This window comes from Methylobacterium sp. E-065 (genome assembly GCF_022829605.1).
Lineage (GTDB): Bacteria > Pseudomonadota > Alphaproteobacteria > Rhizobiales > Beijerinckiaceae > Methylobacterium.
Map to the genome: position 1 here is coordinate 38813 of NZ_JAKSYD010000196.1, position 19743 is coordinate 58555.

Consider the following 19743-nt stretch of genomic DNA (forward strand, 5'->3'; position numbering starts at 1 on the left):
CGGTGCGGATCTACGTACGGACGGCTCGAATACAGCCACCGAGCGCCGGAAACCGGATCGCCCGGCCCGTTCACGAATGGGCGAGTGCCCCAAGGTCGTTGCCTTTCGGTGGTACGGACCGCGTACACACACCGGAATTCCCATGGTCCATACCGGATACAACCCACTCCTCGTCGCGCTCTCCATCGTCATCGCGGTCTTCGCGTCCTACGCCGCCCTCGACCTCGGCGCGCGGGTGCGCCGGCCGGACGTCGGTCCGCGCTGGGCCTGGGGTGCGGGCGCGGCGGTGGCGATGGGCGGGGGCATCTGGTCGATGCACTTCGTCGGCATGCTCGCCTTCGAGATGGGACTGCCCGCCGCCTACGACCTCGGCCTGACGCTGCTGTCGCTGCTGATCGCCGTCGGCGTCACCGCCGCCGCCTTCGCCTGGGTGGCGCGCCGGGGCACCGGCACGCGGTCCCTGCTGGTCGCGGGCCCTCTCATGGGAGTCGGCGTGGCGGCGATGCACTACACCGGCATGGCGGCGATGCGCGTGCCCGGCAACTTCGCCTACGACCCTGCCGTCGTGGCGGTGTCGGTCGCCATCGCGGTCACCGCCGCGACCGCCGCCTTGTGGCTGACCTTCCGCCGCAACCGGCCATGGCAGAAGCTCGCCGCCGCCTGCGTGATGGGCCTTGCGGTCGCCGGCATGCACTACACCGGCATGGCGGCGGCGACGTTCACGGCGCAGGAGGCCGGCGCCCACGCCGCGCACGCGACCACACTGGCGACCGGTCAGCGGGACGTCGCCCTGGCGGTGGCCGGCGTGACCTTCCTGATCCTGTTCCTCGCGATGATGGCCTCCTCGCTCGACCAACGCCGGGTGCAGCGGCGCCTGCACGTCAGCGAGGAGCGCTTCCGATCCGCCGTCCGGGCCGTCAACGGCATCATGTGGACCACCGACGCCGCCGGACATTTCGTCGAGGAGCAAGCGGGGTGGGCCGGCATTACCGGGCACGCCCCGGAGCAGTACATGGGCGCCGGCTGGGCGAAGGCGATCCATCCCGAGGACCTTCCGGCGACGGTTGCCACCTGGACCGACGCCCTTCGCGCCGGATACCCGTACACTGCCGAGCATCGCGTGCGCACCGCCCACGGCGAATGGCGGCGGTACGTGGCCCGCGCGGTGCCGGTGCGCGACGCCGACGGTACGATCCGGGAATGGGTCGGCGTCCACGAGGACATCACCGAGCGCCACGCGTCCGAGGTCGCCCTGAAGGAGGCGAGGGACGCCGCCGAGGAGCACAGCCGGGCCAAGAGCCGTTTCCTCGCCAACATGAGCCACGAGCTGCGCACGCCGCTCTCCGCGGTGATCGGCTACTCGGAGATGCTGGAGGAGGAGGCGGAGGAGCTCGGCCAGGAGAGCCTGCTGAAGGACCTCGGCAAGATCAAGTCGAACGCCCAGCACCTGCTCGGGCTGATCAACGACGTGCTCGACCTGTCGAAGGTCGAGGCCGAGAAGATGGAACTCTACTCCGAGGACATCGACGTTGCCGACTTCGTCACGGACGCCGCCGGCACCGTGGAGGCTCTGGTGGCCAAGAAGGGGAACGTCTTGGCGCTGGACGTCGCCGGGGATGTCGGCCGGGCGCGCACGGACGCGACCAAGCTGCGCCAGTGTGTGTTCAACCTGCTGTCGAACGCGGCCAAGTTTACCGAGGGCGGCACCATCACGCTGCGGGCCGCCCGCGAGGTCGCCGCGGCCGGCGACTGGCTCCGGTTCACCGTGCGGGACACCGGCATCGGCATGAGCCCCGAGCAGGTCGGGCGGCTATTCGAGCGGTTCACGCAAGCCGACGAGAGCACGACGCGCACCTACGGGGGGACCGGCCTCGGGCTGGCGCTGAGCCGTGCCTTCGCCCAGTTGCTCGGCGGCGACATCACCGTCGAGAGCGTCGAGGGCCAGGGAACCAGCTTCACCCTGCGCGTCCCGGCGGTGGCTCCCGAGCAGGCCGTCGAGGCGGCACCGGTGGCTCCAGAAAACCACGTGACGGTCGGCGACCTCGTGCTGGTCATCGACGACGAGGCCAACCAGCGCGAACTGATGACCCGGTTCCTGGAACGCCAGCGCTTCGCCGTCCGCACCGCGGGGGACGGGCGTACCGGGCTCGACCTCGCCCGGTCGCTGAAGCCCCGCGCCATCCTGCTCGACGTGATGATGCCGGAGATGGACGGCTGGTCGGTGCTCGCCGCCCTGAAGGCGGAGCCGGGGACCGCCGGTATCCCGGTGGTGATGGTCAGCTTCGTCGCCGACGCGGCCTTGAGCGCCTCGCTCGGCGCGGTGGAGGCGCTGCCCAAGCCGGTGGACTGGACGCGGCTGCGCACGATCCTGGAACAGTTCCGGGAAGCCGACGGCGACGTGCTCGTGGTCGATGACGATGCCGACATGCGCCATCGCCTCCGGACCGTGCTGGAGCGCAACGGCTGGACTGTCCGTGAGGCCGGGAACGGCTGCGAGGCGCTAGACCAAGTCCGGCACGGCGTGCCGCGCCTCGTGCTGCTCGACCTGACCATGCCCGTGATGGACGGGTTCTCTTTCCTGGACCGGCTTCGGGGACTGCCCGGTTGCGCCGAGCTCCCCGTGGTGGTGCTGAGCGCCCGGGACATCACGGCGGCGGAGCGCGACCGGCTGTCCGAGGCCGACCGGGTCCTGCGCAAGGGCGACGCCAGCCTGCAGGACATCGCCACCGAGCTGCGCAAGCTCGACAATCGCCAAACCGATGCCGGGGGTGCGACCCCGACGAGGACCTGGTCGGGAATCCCATAGGCTCCAACCCGTTGTAGGGCATGTGATCCGACCCTTACGACGGCGGAAGTGCTGATCCCTCCGCCGGTGAGGCGTCGGACGGTCTCGACGACAGGTTTGCCCGGAAGGAAATGGATGGAACACGGTTTGGCGACGGCCGTCCTCTGCATCGTGGGCGGTGGCATCGCCGCCCAGTTGCTCGCCGCGCGCCTGCGCATCCCCGCCATCGTGCTGCTGCTCGCGCTCGGGTTCCTTGTCGGACCCGTGTTCGGCCTGCTGCACCCGTCCCGCGACTTCGGGGAGAACCTGCGACCCTTGATCGGCTTGGCGGTGGCCATCGTGGTGTTTGAGGGTGGTCTCGCGCTCGATTTCCGCGAACTCAGGGCCTCGGGCGAGGGCGTTCTCCGGTTCACCGCCTTCGCGCTGCCGGTCAACTTCGTCCTGGGTACCCTCGCCGCCCACCTCATCGGCGGGATGATGTGGGGCCCCGCGTCGGTCTTCGGCGCCATCCTCGTCGTTACCGGACCGACCGTGATCCTGCCGCTGCTGCGCCACGCCCGCCTGGAGCGGCGGTCTGCCGCCTTCCTGAAGTGGGAGGCCATCGTCAACGACCCGGTCGGGGCCATCCTCACGGCGGTCGTCATCGAGATCCTGGTGGGCGTGCCGCACGACGCCGGCGAGACCCCGGCAGTCGCCCTGGCGATCCACCTCGCCGAGGGCGTGCTCGTGGCGGGCGGTCTCGGCGTTGGCTTTGCCCTCTTGGTGGCCTGGGCATTCCGGCGGGATCTCGTCTCAGAGACGCTCAAAACGCCGGTGCTGCTCGCGCTCGCGCTTGTCGCCTACGTCGTCCCGAACCTTCTCATGCACGAGGCCGGGCTGATCGGCGCGACCGTGTTCGGCATCGCGCTGGCCAACCGCCACGTGCCGGGCTTGGGCGAGTTGCGTCGGTTCAAGGAGGCGCTTGTCGTGCTCCTGGTGTCGTGCCTGTTCGTCGTACTGACCGCCGACCTCGACCTCGGCGTCCTCGGCAAGCTGTCCCTGCCCATCCTCGCTCTCACCGCCGCTGTCCTGTTCGCGGTCCGCCCGGCCGCCATCTGGCTCGCGACGCTGGGCAGCGACCTGTCGCGGCGGGAGCGGCTGTTCGTGGGCTGGATCGGCCCTCGCGGTATCGTCGCGGCTGCCGTCGCCGGTTTGGCCGGTCCCCGTCTGAGCGAGGCGGGCTACGCCGGCGGCGACCTGATCCAGCCCACCGTGTTCGCGGTCATCGTGGCCACGGTCATCCTTCATGGCTTTTCACTGGGACCGCTGGCTCGGCGACTGGGTCTGTCCACCGCGGCCGAGACCCAGCGGCTCGCCGTCGTCGGGGCGTCGCCATGGGCGAGCGACATGGTCGTCGCCCTGCATCGCGCGGGCGTGCCGGTGGTGCTAATCGACACCTACCCTGGCGCGCTTCAGGCCGCTCGTGAGGCGGGGGTGCCAACGCTGCAGGCCGAGCTCTTGTCGCGGCATGCCGAGGAAGGTCTCGCCGACCACCCCCCGGACCATCTGCTCGCTGCGACCCGGGACGAGCTCTACAACGCGCTGGTGTGCACTCGGTTGGCCCCCGAGATCGGCCGCGAGCGCGTCTACCAACTCGCGCCGTCGGCGGACCACCTCCTGCACGCGGACACGGGTGTCAGCCGGGATACCCGCGGCAAGGTTCTCGGCGACGGCACGGTCGACTTCGATGCCCTGGCCGGGCGGCACGAGGCCGGCTGGCGGTTCGAAGTCGTCCTCGCGAATGCGGGGGCGCAGACCGACGCGGTCGCCCTGCTGATCATCGAGACGGACGGGGCGGTGAAACTCCTCTCGGTCGACAACGAGCGTGCCGCCCCCAACGAGGGGGATCGCATGCTTGCCTTCGCCGCGCCGGACATTCCTCGCCTCGATTTAGCGGAAGAGTCATCTCCGGTGCACGCCTGACGAACGGTATCCGAACGGCGTCCGGGCTCGACCGGTTCACTCTCGGGTCGGATGGCCATTGCCGAGGTTCCGCAAGGAGTCAAACCTCGCTCAGTAGGTCAGCGTCGCCCGCAAGCCGACGACCGTGCCGTTCTTGATCCGCCGCCCGAGCGCGTCGCGCGGGTCGGGGATGTTGCCCCCCGGATGGAAAACGTACTGCAGGTTCGGCTGTACCGTCACGCCCGGGCCGAGGACCGCCTGGTACGTGGCCTCGATCAGCGCCTCGAACCGCCGCCGGGGCATCGCGGTGCCCGTCTCCAGGATGGTGTCGCGATCTGCACCCCGGGCCGACGGCGAGATGCGCGCGTACGACACTGCCACGCCCGCCGTGTCGTTCGACCGACCCGGCAGCAGCCCGCGGTAGCCGATGCCAGCGTCGAGGTAGAGGTCGATCAGGTTGCGGTCGCCCGGCGACGTCACCGCCCGCACGAACGCGCTTGCGCCCTGCCCGGCGTCGTCCGGCTCGCGGTACACGGTCTGGTCGATGATCCCGTACAGGCCGTCGTTGCCCCGGAACCTGCGGGCGACCCCGGTTGTCGAAGGGTCGGCGAGCGAGCGACCGGTGTCATCGACCCGGAGAGAATCGAACCGGCCGAAATGGTGCCAGCCCCCGAGCGTCACCGTCCCGGGCTCGACTAGAACCTGACCCGTGCCGGCCCGTTCCTCGAAGTTGTACGCGTAGGCCGCTTCCGCGATCAGGAACGCTGGATCGGACAGCCTGAAGTTTGTGCCGGTGCGGTCGCGCCGTTGCGGGTCCGGGTCGTTCCACTGCCGCGCCGGACCGGCCGGGTCGCCGTCGAACAGACCGACCTGGAATGAGAGGTTCGAGGTCGGGAGGTACTTGGCCCGGATCGCGGGCGCGCCGAACGGGTAGGCCGGACCACCGCTCGGCAGGTTTGTGCCGGCGATGGTCGGCCAGCCGAACGTCGAGTTGATGAACAGCGTCGCGGTCTGGCTCACGAGGAACTCGGTGTCGGCCGCCACCTGTCCGAGCTTGACCGCCAGTTGCCCGTCGAGGAACTGCTGCTCAATCCAGAGCTCGTACAAGCGGGTGGACGGCAGCGCTTCCAGTTCGCTGATCACGGCAAGGTCGTTGACGGCGGCCCGGGACAGCCCGGCGCCGTTGATCTGGTAGGCCTCGACCCGGAACGCGGCGCCGTGCCAGCCGGCGAGGCGGTCGAGGTCGGCGTCGAGCTGCATGTCGAGCCGCCCGAGGACGGTGGCCGTGCGACGCGTGCCGCCGCTAGTGTCGCCGAGGATGTCGGCAATGGCGTTGAAGCTGAGGACAATCCCTCGGTCAAACAGGAAGCGACGCAGACCCGTAGGATCGGCTGCGTCACCGAGCACGGACTGGATCGAGGTCGTCGCCACCGCCGATGGCTTGCCTGACACCTCGGGCTGGGCGACCGAGGTGCGCGGATCGCCGCCGGCGCCGGTATTCGCGGACTGGGCGACTGCGGCGATGGGTGCGAGGCTGACGATCAGCGCGACGGCGAGCGTATCGCGCAAGGCTCGCACGTGCCCGGAGCGCCCATGGACGGACGGCCGCCACGCGCGTTCGGTGGAGATGTCTGGCAGGATGCAGAACCCTGGGAACCGACGAGCCGCTCGAATGTCCGGTGCGGCGCCCATGCGGCTCGTCGGTCGCCCTCGACTTGGATACGAGGGGCACCATACGGGTGCGGCGCCACCACTCAAAGTTTTTATGTTCTCATCGGCCCGCCGTCACCGGGCCGTTCATCGATTGGATCACCCATGAAGCCGTCGGATCCGCCGGTCGACGCCAGCGCCGCGCCCTCGACCACGACGGGCATCGCGGGGCCGACCCGGCCGGGCGAGCCGCTATGGGCCATGGCGTTCGACGCGGATGGGCGGGGACGGTCCGTCCCGCCGGCGCAGGCGGCGAGCGACCTTGACGCGTTCGGCGGCGGGTTCCTGTGGTTGCACTACGACCTGGATGCGGCGGATCTGGTCGGTCGGGCGAGCGAAGGCAGGTTCGGTCCCACCCGGCTCGCCACCGCCGTGTTCGCGCCCGACGAGCACCAGCGCATCACTGTCGAGGCCGACCACATCGGGGGCGTCGTCGCCGACCTCGCCCGCCCGGGAGCCAAGCCCGTCCCGGCGGGCAGGCTCCACTTCGTCTTGGGACCACGCAGCCTCGTCAGCGGCCGCCGCGGACCGGCGGAAAGCCCGGACGCGACCCGCGCGGCGGTCGAGGGGGGCCACACCGTCGCCTCGCCGACCTTGCTCCTTGAGACCCTTGTCGGGCACGTCGTGTCGGCGATGGCCACCACCGGGCAGAGGCTCTCGGACGCACTCGACGGGATCGAGGACCACATCCTCGACGGACGGCCCCGCGACGACCGCCGCCGGCTCGGGCCCGTCCGCCGCAACGCGGTGCGCCTGCATCGGCAGATCGCCGGCCTCGCCGCCGTGTTCCACCGGCTGGAGACGGACGGGGCGACGGACAACGTCCACGGGCCGGCGGTCGCGGCGGCGGCCCGGCTCGCGCAGCGCCTCGATGCGCTAGACCGCGATATGACCCTGCAGGCGGAGCGGGCTCGGCTGCTGCAAGAAGAGGTGTCCGAACGCATCGCCGAGGCGACGAACCGGCAGCTCTACGTCCTGTCGGTGCTGTCGGCGCTGTTCCTTCCGCCGACCTTCGTCACCGGCTTGTTCGGGATGAACGTGAAGGGGCTGCCCTTGGGCGACGATCCGCACGGTTTCCTCTCCGTGTGCGGCCTCAGCTTGGCATCGGCCGTCCTAGCCTTTGCCGTCATACGATTGCTCGGCATTCGTCCACCCAGGGGGTGAGCATACCCTTCGCGACCGTTCTGACCGTGAGCGGATCGCTTCCATTGGCCGTGTTCCGATGCCGCGCATCTCGTTGGGAACGAAGTGGCTGTCCGAAGGCTCGCCATTTGGAACTGTGACTTCTCAAGCGTCGTCCGGACGACGGTCGCCGCGCTCGCCATCGCGTGCGAGCAGCACGGCGACGAGTTCGGCCAGGCGCGACGGGAGGTCCGCGTTCTCGGGAGGTACCATTCGCCTCGACAGTACCCGAGCGACTTCGGTGAGGGCCGGTCGGGCTTCGCCACCTTGGTAATGATTGCAATGGATCATGGCTGCGGCCTTCGCGAACGCGGATCATCCGACGGGCGCGGCCGACGAAATGTTCGATGTGGTGGATACGAGAAGAAGAGCGCCAAGCGTCTTTGGTTGCATTCCTTCCTGGGCGCCATTTCGGATGAGTTTCACACCCGATATGAAAGCGAGGTCACCTGGACTGGGCAGGCTCCGGTCGTGGCATTTCTCCGGTTCTTCAAGGTCGATCTCGAGGTCGACCTGCATAACGGCGAGACGCTTCCGTTCGTTGGATCGCCCGCGGAACCTGTGCATGACCGGCGGAACGCGTCTGTTTGGGTCGCAACACGGAGGGTGAGGTCGCGTTGATCCCACAGTCGACGGCGCTCCTTCGAGAGGCGTGTCAGGGAGCGAACACCGATGGCTACCGAGACCGAACGCACTCACCTCGACATCCACGACCGGTCCAGCCGCGAGTCCTACGCCAAGCTGTTCGGGGTCAGTGAGGAGCAACTCCGCAAGGCCGTGCGCCTCGTAGGCAGCCGCGTCACCACACTGCGCGGCACCTCCGGCGCTGAGGCCGGGGCCGCTCACAGCTTGCGGGTGGGGGCGACGAACGGGTTGGTCTTGGTGGCCGAGCCGTTCCTGCAGTAGCACACCTCCAGAAGGTCCAGGCCGGCCGTGCTCTTGGCCAGCGCAACCTTGATGATCGTGCCCTCGCCCTTCACGTCGAGCGCGTCAGTCAGTCTAAGCGCCTCTACGAACCGCACGTCCTTTAACTGCAGTACCGACGAGCCGGCTGCCAACTCCACCAGATAGTTCAAGCCACGCCCAAGCTTCCACTTCGGCCAACTCATCGTCAGGTTGAGCCCGGTCGCGTTGTGGGTGAACCGCACGTCGATCCACTTGTCAGTAATTCAGCTTGGCGTGCAACACCTAAATTTCTGCCTCATAGAGACCACCTCGACCATCCTCTTACAAGTGTTCAGCGACAGATTGCTCGTGGCCCGGCTGTATGATGGTGTTCTCGCAGTCGCGGGGCGCTCGTCGACCCAACGCAATTGCAATGTAGTGGCCGTCGACATCGACGGGATGTGCTTTCTTCAATGACTAGTCGCGGGCTGGCCCTCAATAACCCTTTACTTCGCCGACTCTCGGTTAAATAATATCAATTCTGCCCCTCTGCAAATGCGCAGCATGCCAGTGTGTCTATGAATGTCTGCTATGCGGGCGTTGCCGAGCTTGCCTAAATGACCGAGATGGGCGCGAAGCCGAACGTCCGGTTCTGCGCGCATCGGCGAGCCGGCGTGACATAGTCTGGCCGAAAGCGGCTTGGCCGCTTTCGATTGCGTGAGGCGCTGAACCAGACATAGAAGCGCTCTCGCTGCCGGCTGCCAACGGACACGTTTTCTCGACGTTTAAATGTCCGGCGCGGTTTCCCGACAGAATTTGGCGGCCTCGGCGACCGCAACATGCATAGCGGTGTTTGTCGGGAAAACGGTCGATTTTCGCACACGGGGTTCAAGCGTCACGGATGCCTTTAGAGTCCGTCCGATATCTCATGAGGCGCGCACGAGGCGTCGGGCGAGGATCATGACGGCTGCGGCTTAGAGGAAGGCTTTGGCCGAGGCGACGGTCGCCTCCGGGTCCTTCCAAAGGCGGCGGTTGCGGCTGATCCAAGCGAAGAAGCGTTCGACCACCCATCTGCGAGGATGGACGGCAAATCCGACCTGGCCGGGTGGCTTGCGCACGATCTCGACGGTGATGATCGTGGCCGTGGCTGGACGATCGCCAGCATAGCCTGCATCGGCGAACGCCTTGGTGATGAACGGGAAGGTTCGGCGCGACAGGCGCAGCACCGGAACGGCTCCATCGCGATCTTGCACATCGGCCGGCTGCGGATCGAGAACCAGGGCACGTCCATCCGTGTCGACGAGGGCTTGGCGCTTGCGGCCTTTGACCTTTTTGCCGGCATCGTATCCGCACGGTCCGCCACTCTCCGTCGTCTTGACGCTCTGGCTGTCGAGTACCGCAGCGGACGGCGAGGCCTCGCGTCCGACACGCTCGCGGTCTGCCATGACGAGAAGGTGGTTGATCCGGCCAAACAAGCCGGTGTCGCGCCAACGGCTGAAGTAGCCATACGTCGTGCTGCGTGGAGGCAGATCCTCGGGGATCAGCCGCCACCCGATGCCACCGCGTAGAACGTAGAAGATCGCGTTGAGGATCTCCCGCTTCGTCCAGACTGGAGGCTGACCGCACGTGGCAGGTTCTGGCATCAGCGGGCCGATCAGCGCCCACTCGGCGTCCGTCAGATCGGTTTCATAGCGAAGGCCCGCGCGGCTATGCTGCCGCCTGGTTGTCGGGGTCCACATGGCGTTTCCAGGTCAGGCTTCAGCACCCCCCTGGAATCACCGCCATCTCGACCACTCAACCCCGCCTCAGACCCTTATCGGACCGGCTCTCAGTTATGGCGCCGACGGTCACCTTGCCCCGCGCGGACCAGTAGCCAATACTGTACCAGTCACGCTCGGTTCCGAAAGACGCCTCGCGCGAACGGCGCGGACGCCGACAACCCGTCGTTTTCCGCAGGAAGCAAAGCGACAGTTCTCAGTCACGAATTGCCACCGATAAGCCCCGACCTGCCACCGGAAGCCATCCACCGTTCATCCGACGATCGGTGGCTTGGCTGCACTACGCGACCCGCGCCGCTGCGCCGGCGAACAGCGCTCGCAGTCGCGCCTGCTCCAGCTCCGAGGCCGGCAGTTTCGGCGCCGGCTTCGCAAACAGGTAGCCCTGCATCTGGTCGCAGCCCAGCTGGCGCAGGATCGCCAACTGCTCGGCCGTCTCAACCCCCTCCACCGTCACCTGAAGCCCGAGGTTGTGACCGAGGTTGGCGATCGCCCGCACGATCGTCAGCGTGTCCGCGCTCTGCTCTATCTTGCGCACGAACGATTGGTCGATCTTGATCTTGTCGAACCGGAACTGCTGCAGGTAGCTCAACGACGAGTAGCCCGTGCCGAAGTCGTCCAGCGCCAAGCGCACGCCTAAGCCCCGCAGCCGCGTTAGGACCTCCACTGCCTTGGTCGCGTCCTGGATGAACACGCTCTCCGTGATCTCGATCACGAGGCGCGCCGCCACCAGCCCGTGCCGGGCCAGCGCGCGCACCACGATCGCGGGCACGTCCGACTGGCGGAACTGCTGCGGCGAGACGTTGACCGAAACCCGCCATGGCCGAGGCCAGGACGCGGCTGCGGCGCAGGCCGTGTCGATGACCCAGGCCCCAATCTGCGCGATCAGCCCGCTCTGCTCGGCTAACGGGATGAATTCGGCAGGCGAGACAAAGCCGCGCTCGGGGTGCTGCCAGCGGATCAGCGCCTCGAACGTCTCGATCTCGCCCGTCGCCCCGTTGACGATCGGCTGGTAGAACAGCCGCAGTTCGTCGCGCGCGATGGCGAGCCCGAGCTCGTACTCCATCTGCCGCCGCGCCTGCAACTGCGTGTCCATCGACGCCTCGAAGAAGCGCACGGCGCCGCGTCCGTCGTCCTTGACGCGGTAGAGCGCGGTGTCAGCGGCGCGCAGCAGGGTCTCGGCGGTGCCGCCGTCGCCTGGGTACAGCGCCACGCCGGCCGAGGCGCCAATCTCGACGCATTGGCCCTCGATCGCGAACGGGCGAACCAGGCCCCCAACCAGGCGGTCGGAGATCTCCGCGGCGTGCTCGGGTGCGCGCGTCCCGGCGAGCACGGCTACGAACTCGTCGCCGCCGACGCGCGCCAGGGTGTCGGTCGGGCGCAGCTCGCCCAGCATGCGCTTGGCGACCTGGACGAGCAGGGCGTCGCCGACGGCGTGGCCGTGCAGGTCGTTGACCGGCTTGAAGCGGTCGAGGTCGAGGTAGACCACGGCCACCCCGCTGCCGTCCTGGGCGGCCGCGTCCAGCGCGTGCGCAAGGCGCTGCTCCAGCAGATAGCGGTTGGGCAGGTCGGTGAGCGCGTCATGCAGGGCGAGGTGGCGGATGCGCGCCTCATCGCGCTTGCGGTCGGTCAGGTCGCGCAGGGCGACCGCGGTGGCTGGCCTGCCGCCGAACTCGATCGCGCTGCAGGACAGCTCGACTGGCACCAGCACCCCGCCGGCGGCGCGCATGATGAACTCCTCAGGCCGCAGATCGTCCACGGGGCACCGAGCACGGCGCGCAAGTGTTGGCCCTTCCGACTCTGCGAACAGACCCAGGATATTGCGACCGACGAGATCTTCGACGGGTTCGCCGAACAGGCGGACGCCGGCATCGTTGACCTCAACGATCTCGCAATCGCGGTGGATGAGCAGGACCTCGTGGGTGAGGTTGGCGAGCAGGCGCATGCGGTTGAGCTCGCGCACGGCGCGCTGAGAGAGGTGCTGCTGAAACAGGATCGCGATGAGGCACGCGAGGAGGATGGCGAGGCTGACGAGCCCGACTGCAAGGGCGAGCGAGGTCGAACCAAGGAGGTGCCCTTCCTCGCTCAGCCGCAGCATCGGCGCGACGGTGGTGGCGGCCATGCCGGTGAAGTGCAGGCCGCAGATCGCCAGCGCGAGCCAGGTGGTGACCTCGATCCGGCGCCGCAGGCTCAGGAGATCGCGGGCTCGTGCGAGCGCGAGGGCTGCCAAACCTATGCCGACGCCGAGCGAGGCGACGACGAAGGCGGGGTCGAAGGCGATGAAGCCGGACGAGCGCATCGCGCTGACGCCGAGGTAGTGCATGCCGGCGATCGCCAGCCCGAGGACGGTGCCGGCGAGCGCCACCGCCGCTGGGCGGCGGAACAGGTGCCAGAGCAGTAGGGCGACCCAGGTGCCGGCGACCGCGACGGCGATCGAGGAAGCGGTGAGGTCGATCTCGTAGGCGATGCCCTCGGCGGGGGCGAAGGCGAGCATGGCCACGAAGTGGAGGGCCCAGACGCTCGATCCGAAGACGACGGCGGCTGCGCCGATCCAGCGTGCGGTGTGAGGCGCCTTCGTGACCTCGGCCTGGGCCATCATGGTGGTGACGGCGAAGGAGCCGAGCGCGCAAATGACGGCCGAGAGCGCGACGAGGCGCAGGTCGTGCTGCTGTGTAATGCAGGTCAGTATTCTAATCATAGCCGGCTCGAGCTACGGATGAGGCAGGCATTAGGCTAATATAGGTGTATCGAGTTCGCTAGCGCACGATCGAGTAGGCCGCGATAAGAGAATTATAGTTAAAAATATCTAATGTTGCTCGCTGACAGCTTCCATCAGTGAGCGCCAGCGACACAGATAGCGCTCGTCGGCCGCCACACGCACGAGATCCGCGAGCGCATCGTCGAGGCTGCGCCGCACAGCAGCACCGACCTCCGACAGCTGTGCCCAGTTATGCCCCAGGGCAGCAGCGGCCAAATCGTCGATCTGGGCCATCGTTAGGCGACCGCCCGCGCGGCTTCCCGCACTTGGCGGGTAGCCGCATCGACCTGCTCGCTCGCCCGAGCGATCGCCTCCATGCCGCCGGCGATCGTAGTCACGCCGTGGGCGGCCGTATGCATGCTGCCCGACATCTCCCGGGTCACCGCAGACTGCTCCTCCACCGCCGCAGCGATCGCAGCCGAGACCTCGTCGAGCTGAGCGATCGTGCCCCGGATCGAGCCGATCGCTTCCACCGCCTCGCGCGTGGCTGCCTGTGTGGCCGCGATCTGCCCGCGGATCTGATCGGTCGCCTTGGCGGTCTGCTCGGCTAAGGCCTTGACCTCGGAGGCGACGACCGCAAAGCCCTTGCCCGCCGCACCTGCGCGCGCCGCCTCGATCGTGGCGTTCAGGGCCAAGAGGTTGGTCTGCGAGGCGATGCCTTGGATCATGGTCACGACGTCGCCGATCTGAGCCGCCTGCCCGCTCAGCCCCGCCACGATCGCTCCCGTATGCCGGGCTTGCTCGACCGCCTCGCCGGCCATGCGCGCGGCGTAACTGACCTGCTGGCTGATCTCGCCGACCGAGGCCGACAGCTCCTCCGCGCCCGAGGCGACGTACTGGATGTCGTTCGAGACCTGCCCGACCGTACCGACCGCTTCCATGGTCTGCCGGGTGACGTCCTCGACCGCGATGCCGATCGCGTCGAGATCCATGCCGATCGCCCGCTGTGCCTCGGTTCGACGCTGGCGCTCGCACACCTGTGCGGTGATGTCGGCGGCAAACTTCACGACCTTCACCGGCACGCCATCACGGTCACGGATCGGGTTGTAGGTGGCCTGGATCCAGACTTCGCGTCCGCCCTTGGCAACCCGCCGGAACTCACCCGCGGCGAACTCGCCACGCCCGAGCTTGGCCCAGAATTCATGATAATCCGCGCTCGTGCGCTCGGCCGCATCCACGAACAGGCTGTGGTGGTGCCCTCGGATCTCGTCGAGCTGATAGCCCATCGCGTCGAGGAAGTTGGCGTTGGCGGTCAGGACGGTGCCGTCGAGTGCGAACTCGATCACCGCCTGCGAGCGGTGCAGGGCCTCAAGCTGCCCATCGTGGTCGATGTTGCGCAGGACGTGGGCGGTGACGTCAGAGGCGAACTTGATCACTTTCACGACGCGACCGGCGCGGTCGAGCACGGGATTGTAGCTCGCCTGGATCCAGACGGCGCGACCGCCCTTGGCGATACGTTTGAACTCGGCCGACTGGAAGTTACCCCGCCGCAGCGCGTCCCAAAACGCACGATACTCGACGCTGTCGCGGTGCGCTGCCTCGACGAACATCGCGTGATGCTGCCCCCGCAGCTCAGGCAGGGTGTAGCCCATTGCCGTTAGGAAATTGGCGTTGGCGGTGAGGATGGTACCGTCGGGCTGAAACTCGATGACCGCCTGTGAACGGTCCAGGGCATCGAGTTCGGCCGCGAGATCTTTGTGCGCGCGCGTTCTACCGAACATGGTTTCCTCTCCCAAGATCAATGAGGCAGCTCGACGACACGGGAGAGGCTTAAGGCCTACAGTGCAGTCTACTGATGCATCGCTTGAACGCGGCACCGTACTTAGGCAATGAACGTCAATCATTAACTAAGTCTTACTGACTCTGTATAGAAAGTAAGATATCTCATAGCCTGATGTGATTGGTCTAAGTCCACAAGTAATCACGATCTAGTGACCGGCGGCAATGCAACTTACACGTGCTCGAAGATACTGAGGGCGCGCAGCGCCCCGGTTAACGCATCGTTGCTTACGCTGGTTGGTTCGTAGCGTCCTGCGGCGCTTCCGGCAGGGCGCCCGAGCGGCCGGAGCACCTCGCGTTCGAACGCGACTAGAGGCGACCGGGCTCGTGATGTTTGCAGCTCTGAGTTCAAGCATGCCGGAACGGAGTAGTGAAAGTCATGTGAAGCGGAAAGACGGCTATGCAAGGCACCGTCCGGTTTTCGACCGCAGGTGCTCCACAGCGAGCGGACCGCTATCGGCCAGCTCATGCCGTTCGATGACCATTCGCTTTTACAGGTCTTCAGCTCGAAAGCGGACGGTCGCAAAACCACCAACCCAGTCGTAGATCTCTGCTGCGTCGACAGGCGGGAAGCGAACGAGGCTGTGCGAAAACTCAGAGGTTGTAGAAGAATTTCCCTCGTTCGCCCTAGGCCAGGGCCGGCGCAGGCATTCTGACGGCATCACCGCCGCCATGCAGGATGCTCAAATGGCAGCAGCGTAGGAGATTGTTCCACGATTTCGGCGTGGACCTGAGTTTTCACACAGCCTGGACCCTTCTCGGACCTTTAACGGCGGGCTAAGGATGGGGGCATCAAGCAGGTAGGTTCATGGCGTTCACGAAAATTATCGACGGCGCCTACCTCGTGCCGATGGGCAACGCGAACTCGGTGTTGCTCGACGCTGGCCCAGAGCTTGTTTTGGTGGACGCAGGGTTCCCTAACAAAGCGGACAAGGTCTTCGACGCGGTCGCCAAGCTCGGGCGCAAGCCGAGTGATTTGAAGCACCTCGTCTTCACCCACGGACATCCTGATCACATCGGCAGTGCTATTCCCATTATCCGCACGACTGGGGCACGGACCTACATGCATGCCGCCGACGTGCCCATGGTCGAGAGCGGTGGTCCATTCCGGCCGATGAAGCCCGCGCCGGGCCCGATCCGCAACATCATGCTCCGCATCGTCTTCGACCAGAACGAGCGCACGGAGCCGTTCCAGATCGACCAGCACATCGCCGATGGCGAGACGCTACCGCTGGCGGGCGGGCTACAAGTAATCCACGCTCCGGGACACTGCGCCGGTCAGGTGGGTCTTCTATGGCAGGGGACGCGGCTGCTGATCGCGGGCGATGTGTTCATCAATATCCTCGGCACAGGCGATCCCATCGGGTTTGAGGACGAAGCAGAGGGACGCCGCAGCCAGCGTAAACTGGCGGCGCTGACACCGGAGGCGGTTTGCTTTGGACATGGCAAATCGATTGTGAAGGATGCCGCCGCTCAACTTCGGCGGGCTGCAACGCGACGCTGAGGAGAGCCAGCCGCCACGATCGGATATCCGTCCCCACCTACAGCAGCCGATTATTGTGGTCCGGTTTGGGTATACCCAAACCGTACCGGGTGAACCGGCTGCGTAACGCAGCAAAGCCAACGGGATCGCCGCAGCCCGTTGCATTACGCGCCGCACCCGATCGGCCGACCATCGCACCGCTTTAGACGCTAAGATGAGGTTGCCGGATCCTGCGCTTTGAGTGCGGTCTTCACCTTCGCCAAGCCCGCCGCAGCGATTTCCGGATATGGACAGTTCCGCGCCACCTCTCCAGCCCGGCGACGTGCCGTGTGCGGCTTCAACAGCAGTGGCCCCGTGGCGAGCGCGTCGAAGTAGGCTGCCCAGTACCGAGGCCCCATAGGCCGTAGCTCGCTCGACCTCGATCCCTTTGACGATGGCATGGATATGTCCAGGGACAGAGTGTGTAGGGCGGAGAGCATCCTACCAAGCGGGTGAACGTCACCTCAACCATTCAGAGAGGGCGGGCTGACGATCGGCGTCCAAGTGGAGCACTTCATGGCGCCGGGCACCTGCCCATCCTCTGCGGTGGTGTCCGTATAGACCCATGTCCGTTGGCCGAGGCCGACCCGGACGGACGGGCCTTTCCACCCACCTCCTGGTGTCCGCTACGGCATGCCCTAACGGACATATGTTTTACATCAGGATACATGTCTCGTTGCTCGACGTGCATGTGAGGCAATGTCAGCTAACACTCAATGGTAGAGAATTTTGGAAACAATGAGTTTCTATCGTTTCTATTTTTAGACGATCGGATCACGGCCATCTTCTCTTCATCGGACGGCGGCCACAGCGGTCGTCGCCGCACCGCTCGCGGTCGGGTTCTCGAATGGCGCCAACATCGCTGCCGCTGTCCTGCTACTGCGGCCGGACCTGCTTGCTGGCACGATGTTGCTGCGCCCGATGGTGCCACTTGCCGACCCGCCGGCGGTCGATCTCACGGGCAAGCCGGTGCTGATGCTGTCGGGCGCGGTCGATCCGATCGTCCCGGCGGAGAATGCCGGGCGTCTCGCCGCAGCCCGTGCCGATGTCGAGCACCACGTGCTGCTCAACGGACACGGCCTGACCCAGGCCGATGTGAGCTTGGCGAAGACCTGGATCAGCCTCCGGTCCGCGTCAGGGCGTGCGCAAGCGTATGCGTGAAGGCGTCTTCGATCCACTGCAAGGAGAAGCACCATGGCTACAATCACGACCCAGGACGGCACCGAGATCTTCTACAAGGACTGGGGTCCCCGCGGCGCGCAGCCGATCATGTTCCACCACGGCTGGCCGCTCTCGTCCGACGACTGGGACCCGCAGATGCTGTTCTTCCTCCAGCACGGCTACCGCGTGGTGGCCCATGACCGCCGCGGCCATGGCCGCTCCGCGCAGGTCTCGGTGGGGCATGACATAGATCACTATGCGTCCGACGCGTCCGCAGTCGCCGAGCACCTCGATCTCAGAAACGCCGTACACATCGGCCACTCGACCGGCGGGGGCGAGGTCGCGCGCTACGTCGCGAAGCACGGGGAACCGCAGGGGCGCGTCGCCAAGGCGGTGCTGGTGAGCGCCGTGCCGCCGCTGATGCTGAAGACCGAGGCAAACCCGGAAGGGCTACCGATCGAGGTGTTCGATGGCTTCCGCAAGGCGACGGCCGACAACCGCGCCCAGTTCTTCCTCGATGTTCCGACCGGTCCGTTCTACGGGTTCAACCGCGAAGGCGCGACGGTCCACCCGGGCGTGATCCAGAACTGGTGGCGGCAGGGCATGATGGGCTCGGCCCAGGCCCACTATGAGGGCATCAAGGCCTTCTCGGAGACCGACCAGACCGAAGACCTGCGGGCGATCAGCGTGCCGACGCTCGTGCTGCACGGCGAGGACGATCAGATCGTGCCGATCGCCGACGCGGCGCTGAAGGCGATTACGCTGCTGCGCAACGGCACGCTGAAGACCTACCCGGGCTTCTCGCACGGCATGCTGACGGTCAATGCGGACGTCCTCAACGCCGACTTGCTCGCCTTCGTGCGCGGCTGAGAGCACGCCGTCCTGCCCGCCTCGGTCCCTTCTGGGGCGGGCAACCGGAACCCCAACCGCCTGGACCTGTGCCAAGCCGGTCCCTTGCCCCGGACAGCCCGCCCATGACGCCCGTCGCGACGTTCGAGTTCGTCCTCATCCTGCTTGTGGTCATCCTCGGCCTCGAAGTCCTCGCCCATCGCACCGGGCTGCCGCCGGCGGCTGCGCTGATCGTCGGCGGGATCGGACTGGCCTTCGTGCCGGGCATCCCGGCCTTCACGCTCGATCCCGACCTCGTCCTCGTGCTGTTCCTGCCGCCCCTGCTGATGGACGGCGCCTACTTCACCGCGTGGTCCGACTTCCGGCGCCAGCTCGGCGGCATCCTCTCGCTCGCGGTCGGGGCGGTCATCTTCACGACGCTAACCGTCGGTCTCGCAGTCCACTGGCTCGTGCCGACGCTGCCCTGGGCCGCCTGCTTCGCCCTCGGCGCGGTCGTGTCGCCGCCCGACGCGGTCGCGGCCAAGGCCGTGCTGGAGCGCGTGGCACTGCCGCGGCGCCTAACCGTGCTGCTCGAGGGCGAGAGCCTGCTTAACGACGCCGCCGGCCTCGTCCTGTTCCGCTTCGCTGTAGCCGCGGCCCTCACCGGGACATTCAGCCTCGGGAGCGCCACGGCGACGTTTGGATTGCTCGCCCTCGGCGGCGTCGCCGTCGGCGCGGTGTTCGGCTTCCTGTGGGTCCGGCTGCTGCGCTACCTCGGCGATCCGACCCTGACGATCGCGGCGGCGTTCCTGCTGTCCTGGGCGGCCTATGTCGGCGGCGAGGCCGTCCACGTCTCCGGCGTCATCGCGACGGTGGTGGCCGGGCTGATCTTCGGCTGGCACCAGCACGAGGTCTTCACCGCCGATGTGCGCCTACGCGGCACCGCAACGTGGCGGGTGATGGTCTTCCTGATGGAAGCGCTCGTGTTCGTGCTGATCGGGCTGTCGCTGCGCGGCGTCATCGAGCGGCTCGGCGGTGTCGAAGAAACTATTCGTTCGCTCGGCCTGCCGGTGGCCGGGGTGATCGTAGCCGTCATCGTTTCGCGCTTCGCCTGGGTGTTCGGCGCCGACGCGATCGGCCGCGCGATTGGTCGGCTTCGCGGAAAACCTACAGCATCACTGTCACCGGCTGCTGCCGCAGTGCTCGGCTGGGCCGGAATGCGCGGGGTCGTTACCCTGGCCGTCGCCCTGTCGGCGCCGGAGGACATGCCAGGGCGCGACTGATCGGCCCCCACAGGGTGGTCCAAGGTTAAAGTTAGTGCGCAGTAGGCCGCTCCACCACGGTTAGCTTGGCCGGCGGAGCTGGTCGGGCGAGCGCAGCCGGCCAAGCGGTGAAGGCTGGCATGAACACCTCTGGT

At 67.0% G+C, this 19743-nt stretch carries 12 protein-coding genes and 2 pseudogenes; 8 read left to right on the forward strand and 6 right to left on the reverse strand.

Going from position 1 to position 19743, the window contains the following annotated elements; genetic code table 11:
- The first annotated feature begins 142 nt into the window (after window positions 1–142).
- Both MKK84_RS24015 and MKK84_RS24020 read left to right on the forward strand, forming a co-directional pair.
- Window positions 143–2806: an MHYT domain-containing protein gene (locus MKK84_RS24015; protein ID WP_243924411.1), complete on the forward strand. Its 2664-nt coding sequence runs from the start codon at window positions 143–145 to the stop codon at window positions 2804–2806.
- A 114-nt stretch (window positions 2807–2920) separates the two neighbouring features.
- On the forward strand, window positions 2921–4747 hold the full coding sequence (locus MKK84_RS24020; RefSeq protein ID WP_243924425.1) for a cation:proton antiporter: 1827 nt from the start codon (window positions 2921–2923) through the stop codon (window positions 4745–4747).
- A 90-nt stretch (window positions 4748–4837) separates the two neighbouring features.
- Here MKK84_RS24020 and MKK84_RS24025 read toward each other — a convergent pair whose 3' ends face one another.
- Window positions 4838–6304, reverse strand: coding sequence for a carbohydrate porin (locus tag MKK84_RS24025; RefSeq protein ID WP_243924453.1), 1467 nt, complete (start codon window positions 6302–6304; stop codon window positions 4838–4840).
- Between the two features lie 237 nt (window positions 6305–6541).
- Between MKK84_RS24025 and MKK84_RS24030 the strand changes: the two genes are divergently transcribed.
- Both MKK84_RS24030 and MKK84_RS24035 read left to right on the forward strand, forming a co-directional pair.
- A complete protein-coding gene (locus MKK84_RS24030) occupies window positions 6542–7600 on the forward strand; it encodes a CorA family divalent cation transporter (protein WP_243924427.1) in 1059 nt (352 codons plus the stop codon).
- Window positions 7601–8290: 690 nt separating this feature from the next.
- On the forward strand, window positions 8291–8524 hold the full coding sequence (locus MKK84_RS24035; protein ID WP_243924429.1) for a DUF3606 domain-containing protein: 234 nt from the start codon (window positions 8291–8293) through the stop codon (window positions 8522–8524).
- Here MKK84_RS24035 and MKK84_RS24040 read toward each other — a convergent pair.
- The 5 genes from MKK84_RS24040 to MKK84_RS24060 all read right to left on the reverse strand — a co-directional run bounded on the left by MKK84_RS24040 (window position 8461) and on the right by MKK84_RS24060 (window position 14757).
- Complete coding sequence (locus MKK84_RS24040; protein WP_243924432.1) at window positions 8461–8766, reverse strand: hypothetical protein; 306 nt, start codon at window positions 8764–8766, stop codon at window positions 8461–8463. The genes MKK84_RS24035 and MKK84_RS24040 overlap by 64 nt on opposite strands.
- Before the next feature lie 711 nt (window positions 8767–9477).
- Window positions 9478–10242 carry an IS5 family transposase gene (locus MKK84_RS24045; RefSeq protein WP_243924434.1) on the reverse strand — a complete coding sequence of 255 codons (765 nt, stop codon included), beginning with the start codon at window positions 10240–10242 and terminating at the stop codon, window positions 9478–9480.
- Window positions 10243–10561: 319 nt separating this feature from the next.
- On the reverse strand, window positions 10562–12976 hold the full coding sequence (locus tag MKK84_RS24050; protein ID WP_243924436.1) for an EAL domain-containing protein: 2415 nt from the start codon (window positions 12974–12976) through the stop codon (window positions 10562–10564).
- A 108-nt stretch (window positions 12977–13084) separates the two neighbouring features.
- Window positions 13085–13270 carry a hypothetical protein gene (locus tag MKK84_RS24055; RefSeq protein WP_243924438.1) on the reverse strand — a complete coding sequence of 62 codons (186 nt, stop codon included), beginning with the start codon at window positions 13268–13270 and terminating at the stop codon, window positions 13085–13087.
- A gap of 2 nt (window positions 13271–13272) precedes the next feature.
- Window positions 13273–14757: a PAS domain-containing protein gene (locus MKK84_RS24060; protein ID WP_243924440.1), complete on the reverse strand. Its 1485-nt coding sequence runs from the start codon at window positions 14755–14757 to the stop codon at window positions 13273–13275.
- Between the two features lie 866 nt (window positions 14758–15623).
- On the opposite strand from MKK84_RS24060, the gene MKK84_RS24065 reads away from it, so the two are divergent.
- The 4 genes and pseudogenes from MKK84_RS24065 to MKK84_RS24080 form a co-directional block, all read left to right on the forward strand.
- Window positions 15624–16319: an MBL fold metallo-hydrolase gene (locus MKK84_RS24065; protein ID WP_243924442.1), complete on the forward strand. Its 696-nt coding sequence runs from the start codon at window positions 15624–15626 to the stop codon at window positions 16317–16319.
- An 834-nt stretch (window positions 16320–17153) separates the two neighbouring features.
- Window positions 17154–17498 (forward strand): annotated as a pseudogene (locus MKK84_RS24070) (alpha/beta hydrolase); the annotation flags it as partial.
- A gap of 33 nt (window positions 17499–17531) precedes the next feature.
- Entirely contained in the window at window positions 17532–18368 is an 837-nt protein-coding gene (locus MKK84_RS24075; protein ID WP_243924449.1) for an alpha/beta fold hydrolase, read from the forward strand.
- A 104-nt stretch (window positions 18369–18472) separates the two neighbouring features.
- Window positions 18473–19606 (forward strand): annotated as a pseudogene (locus MKK84_RS24080) (cation:proton antiporter); the annotation flags it as partial.
- Between the last annotated feature and the right edge of the window lie 137 nt (window positions 19607–19743).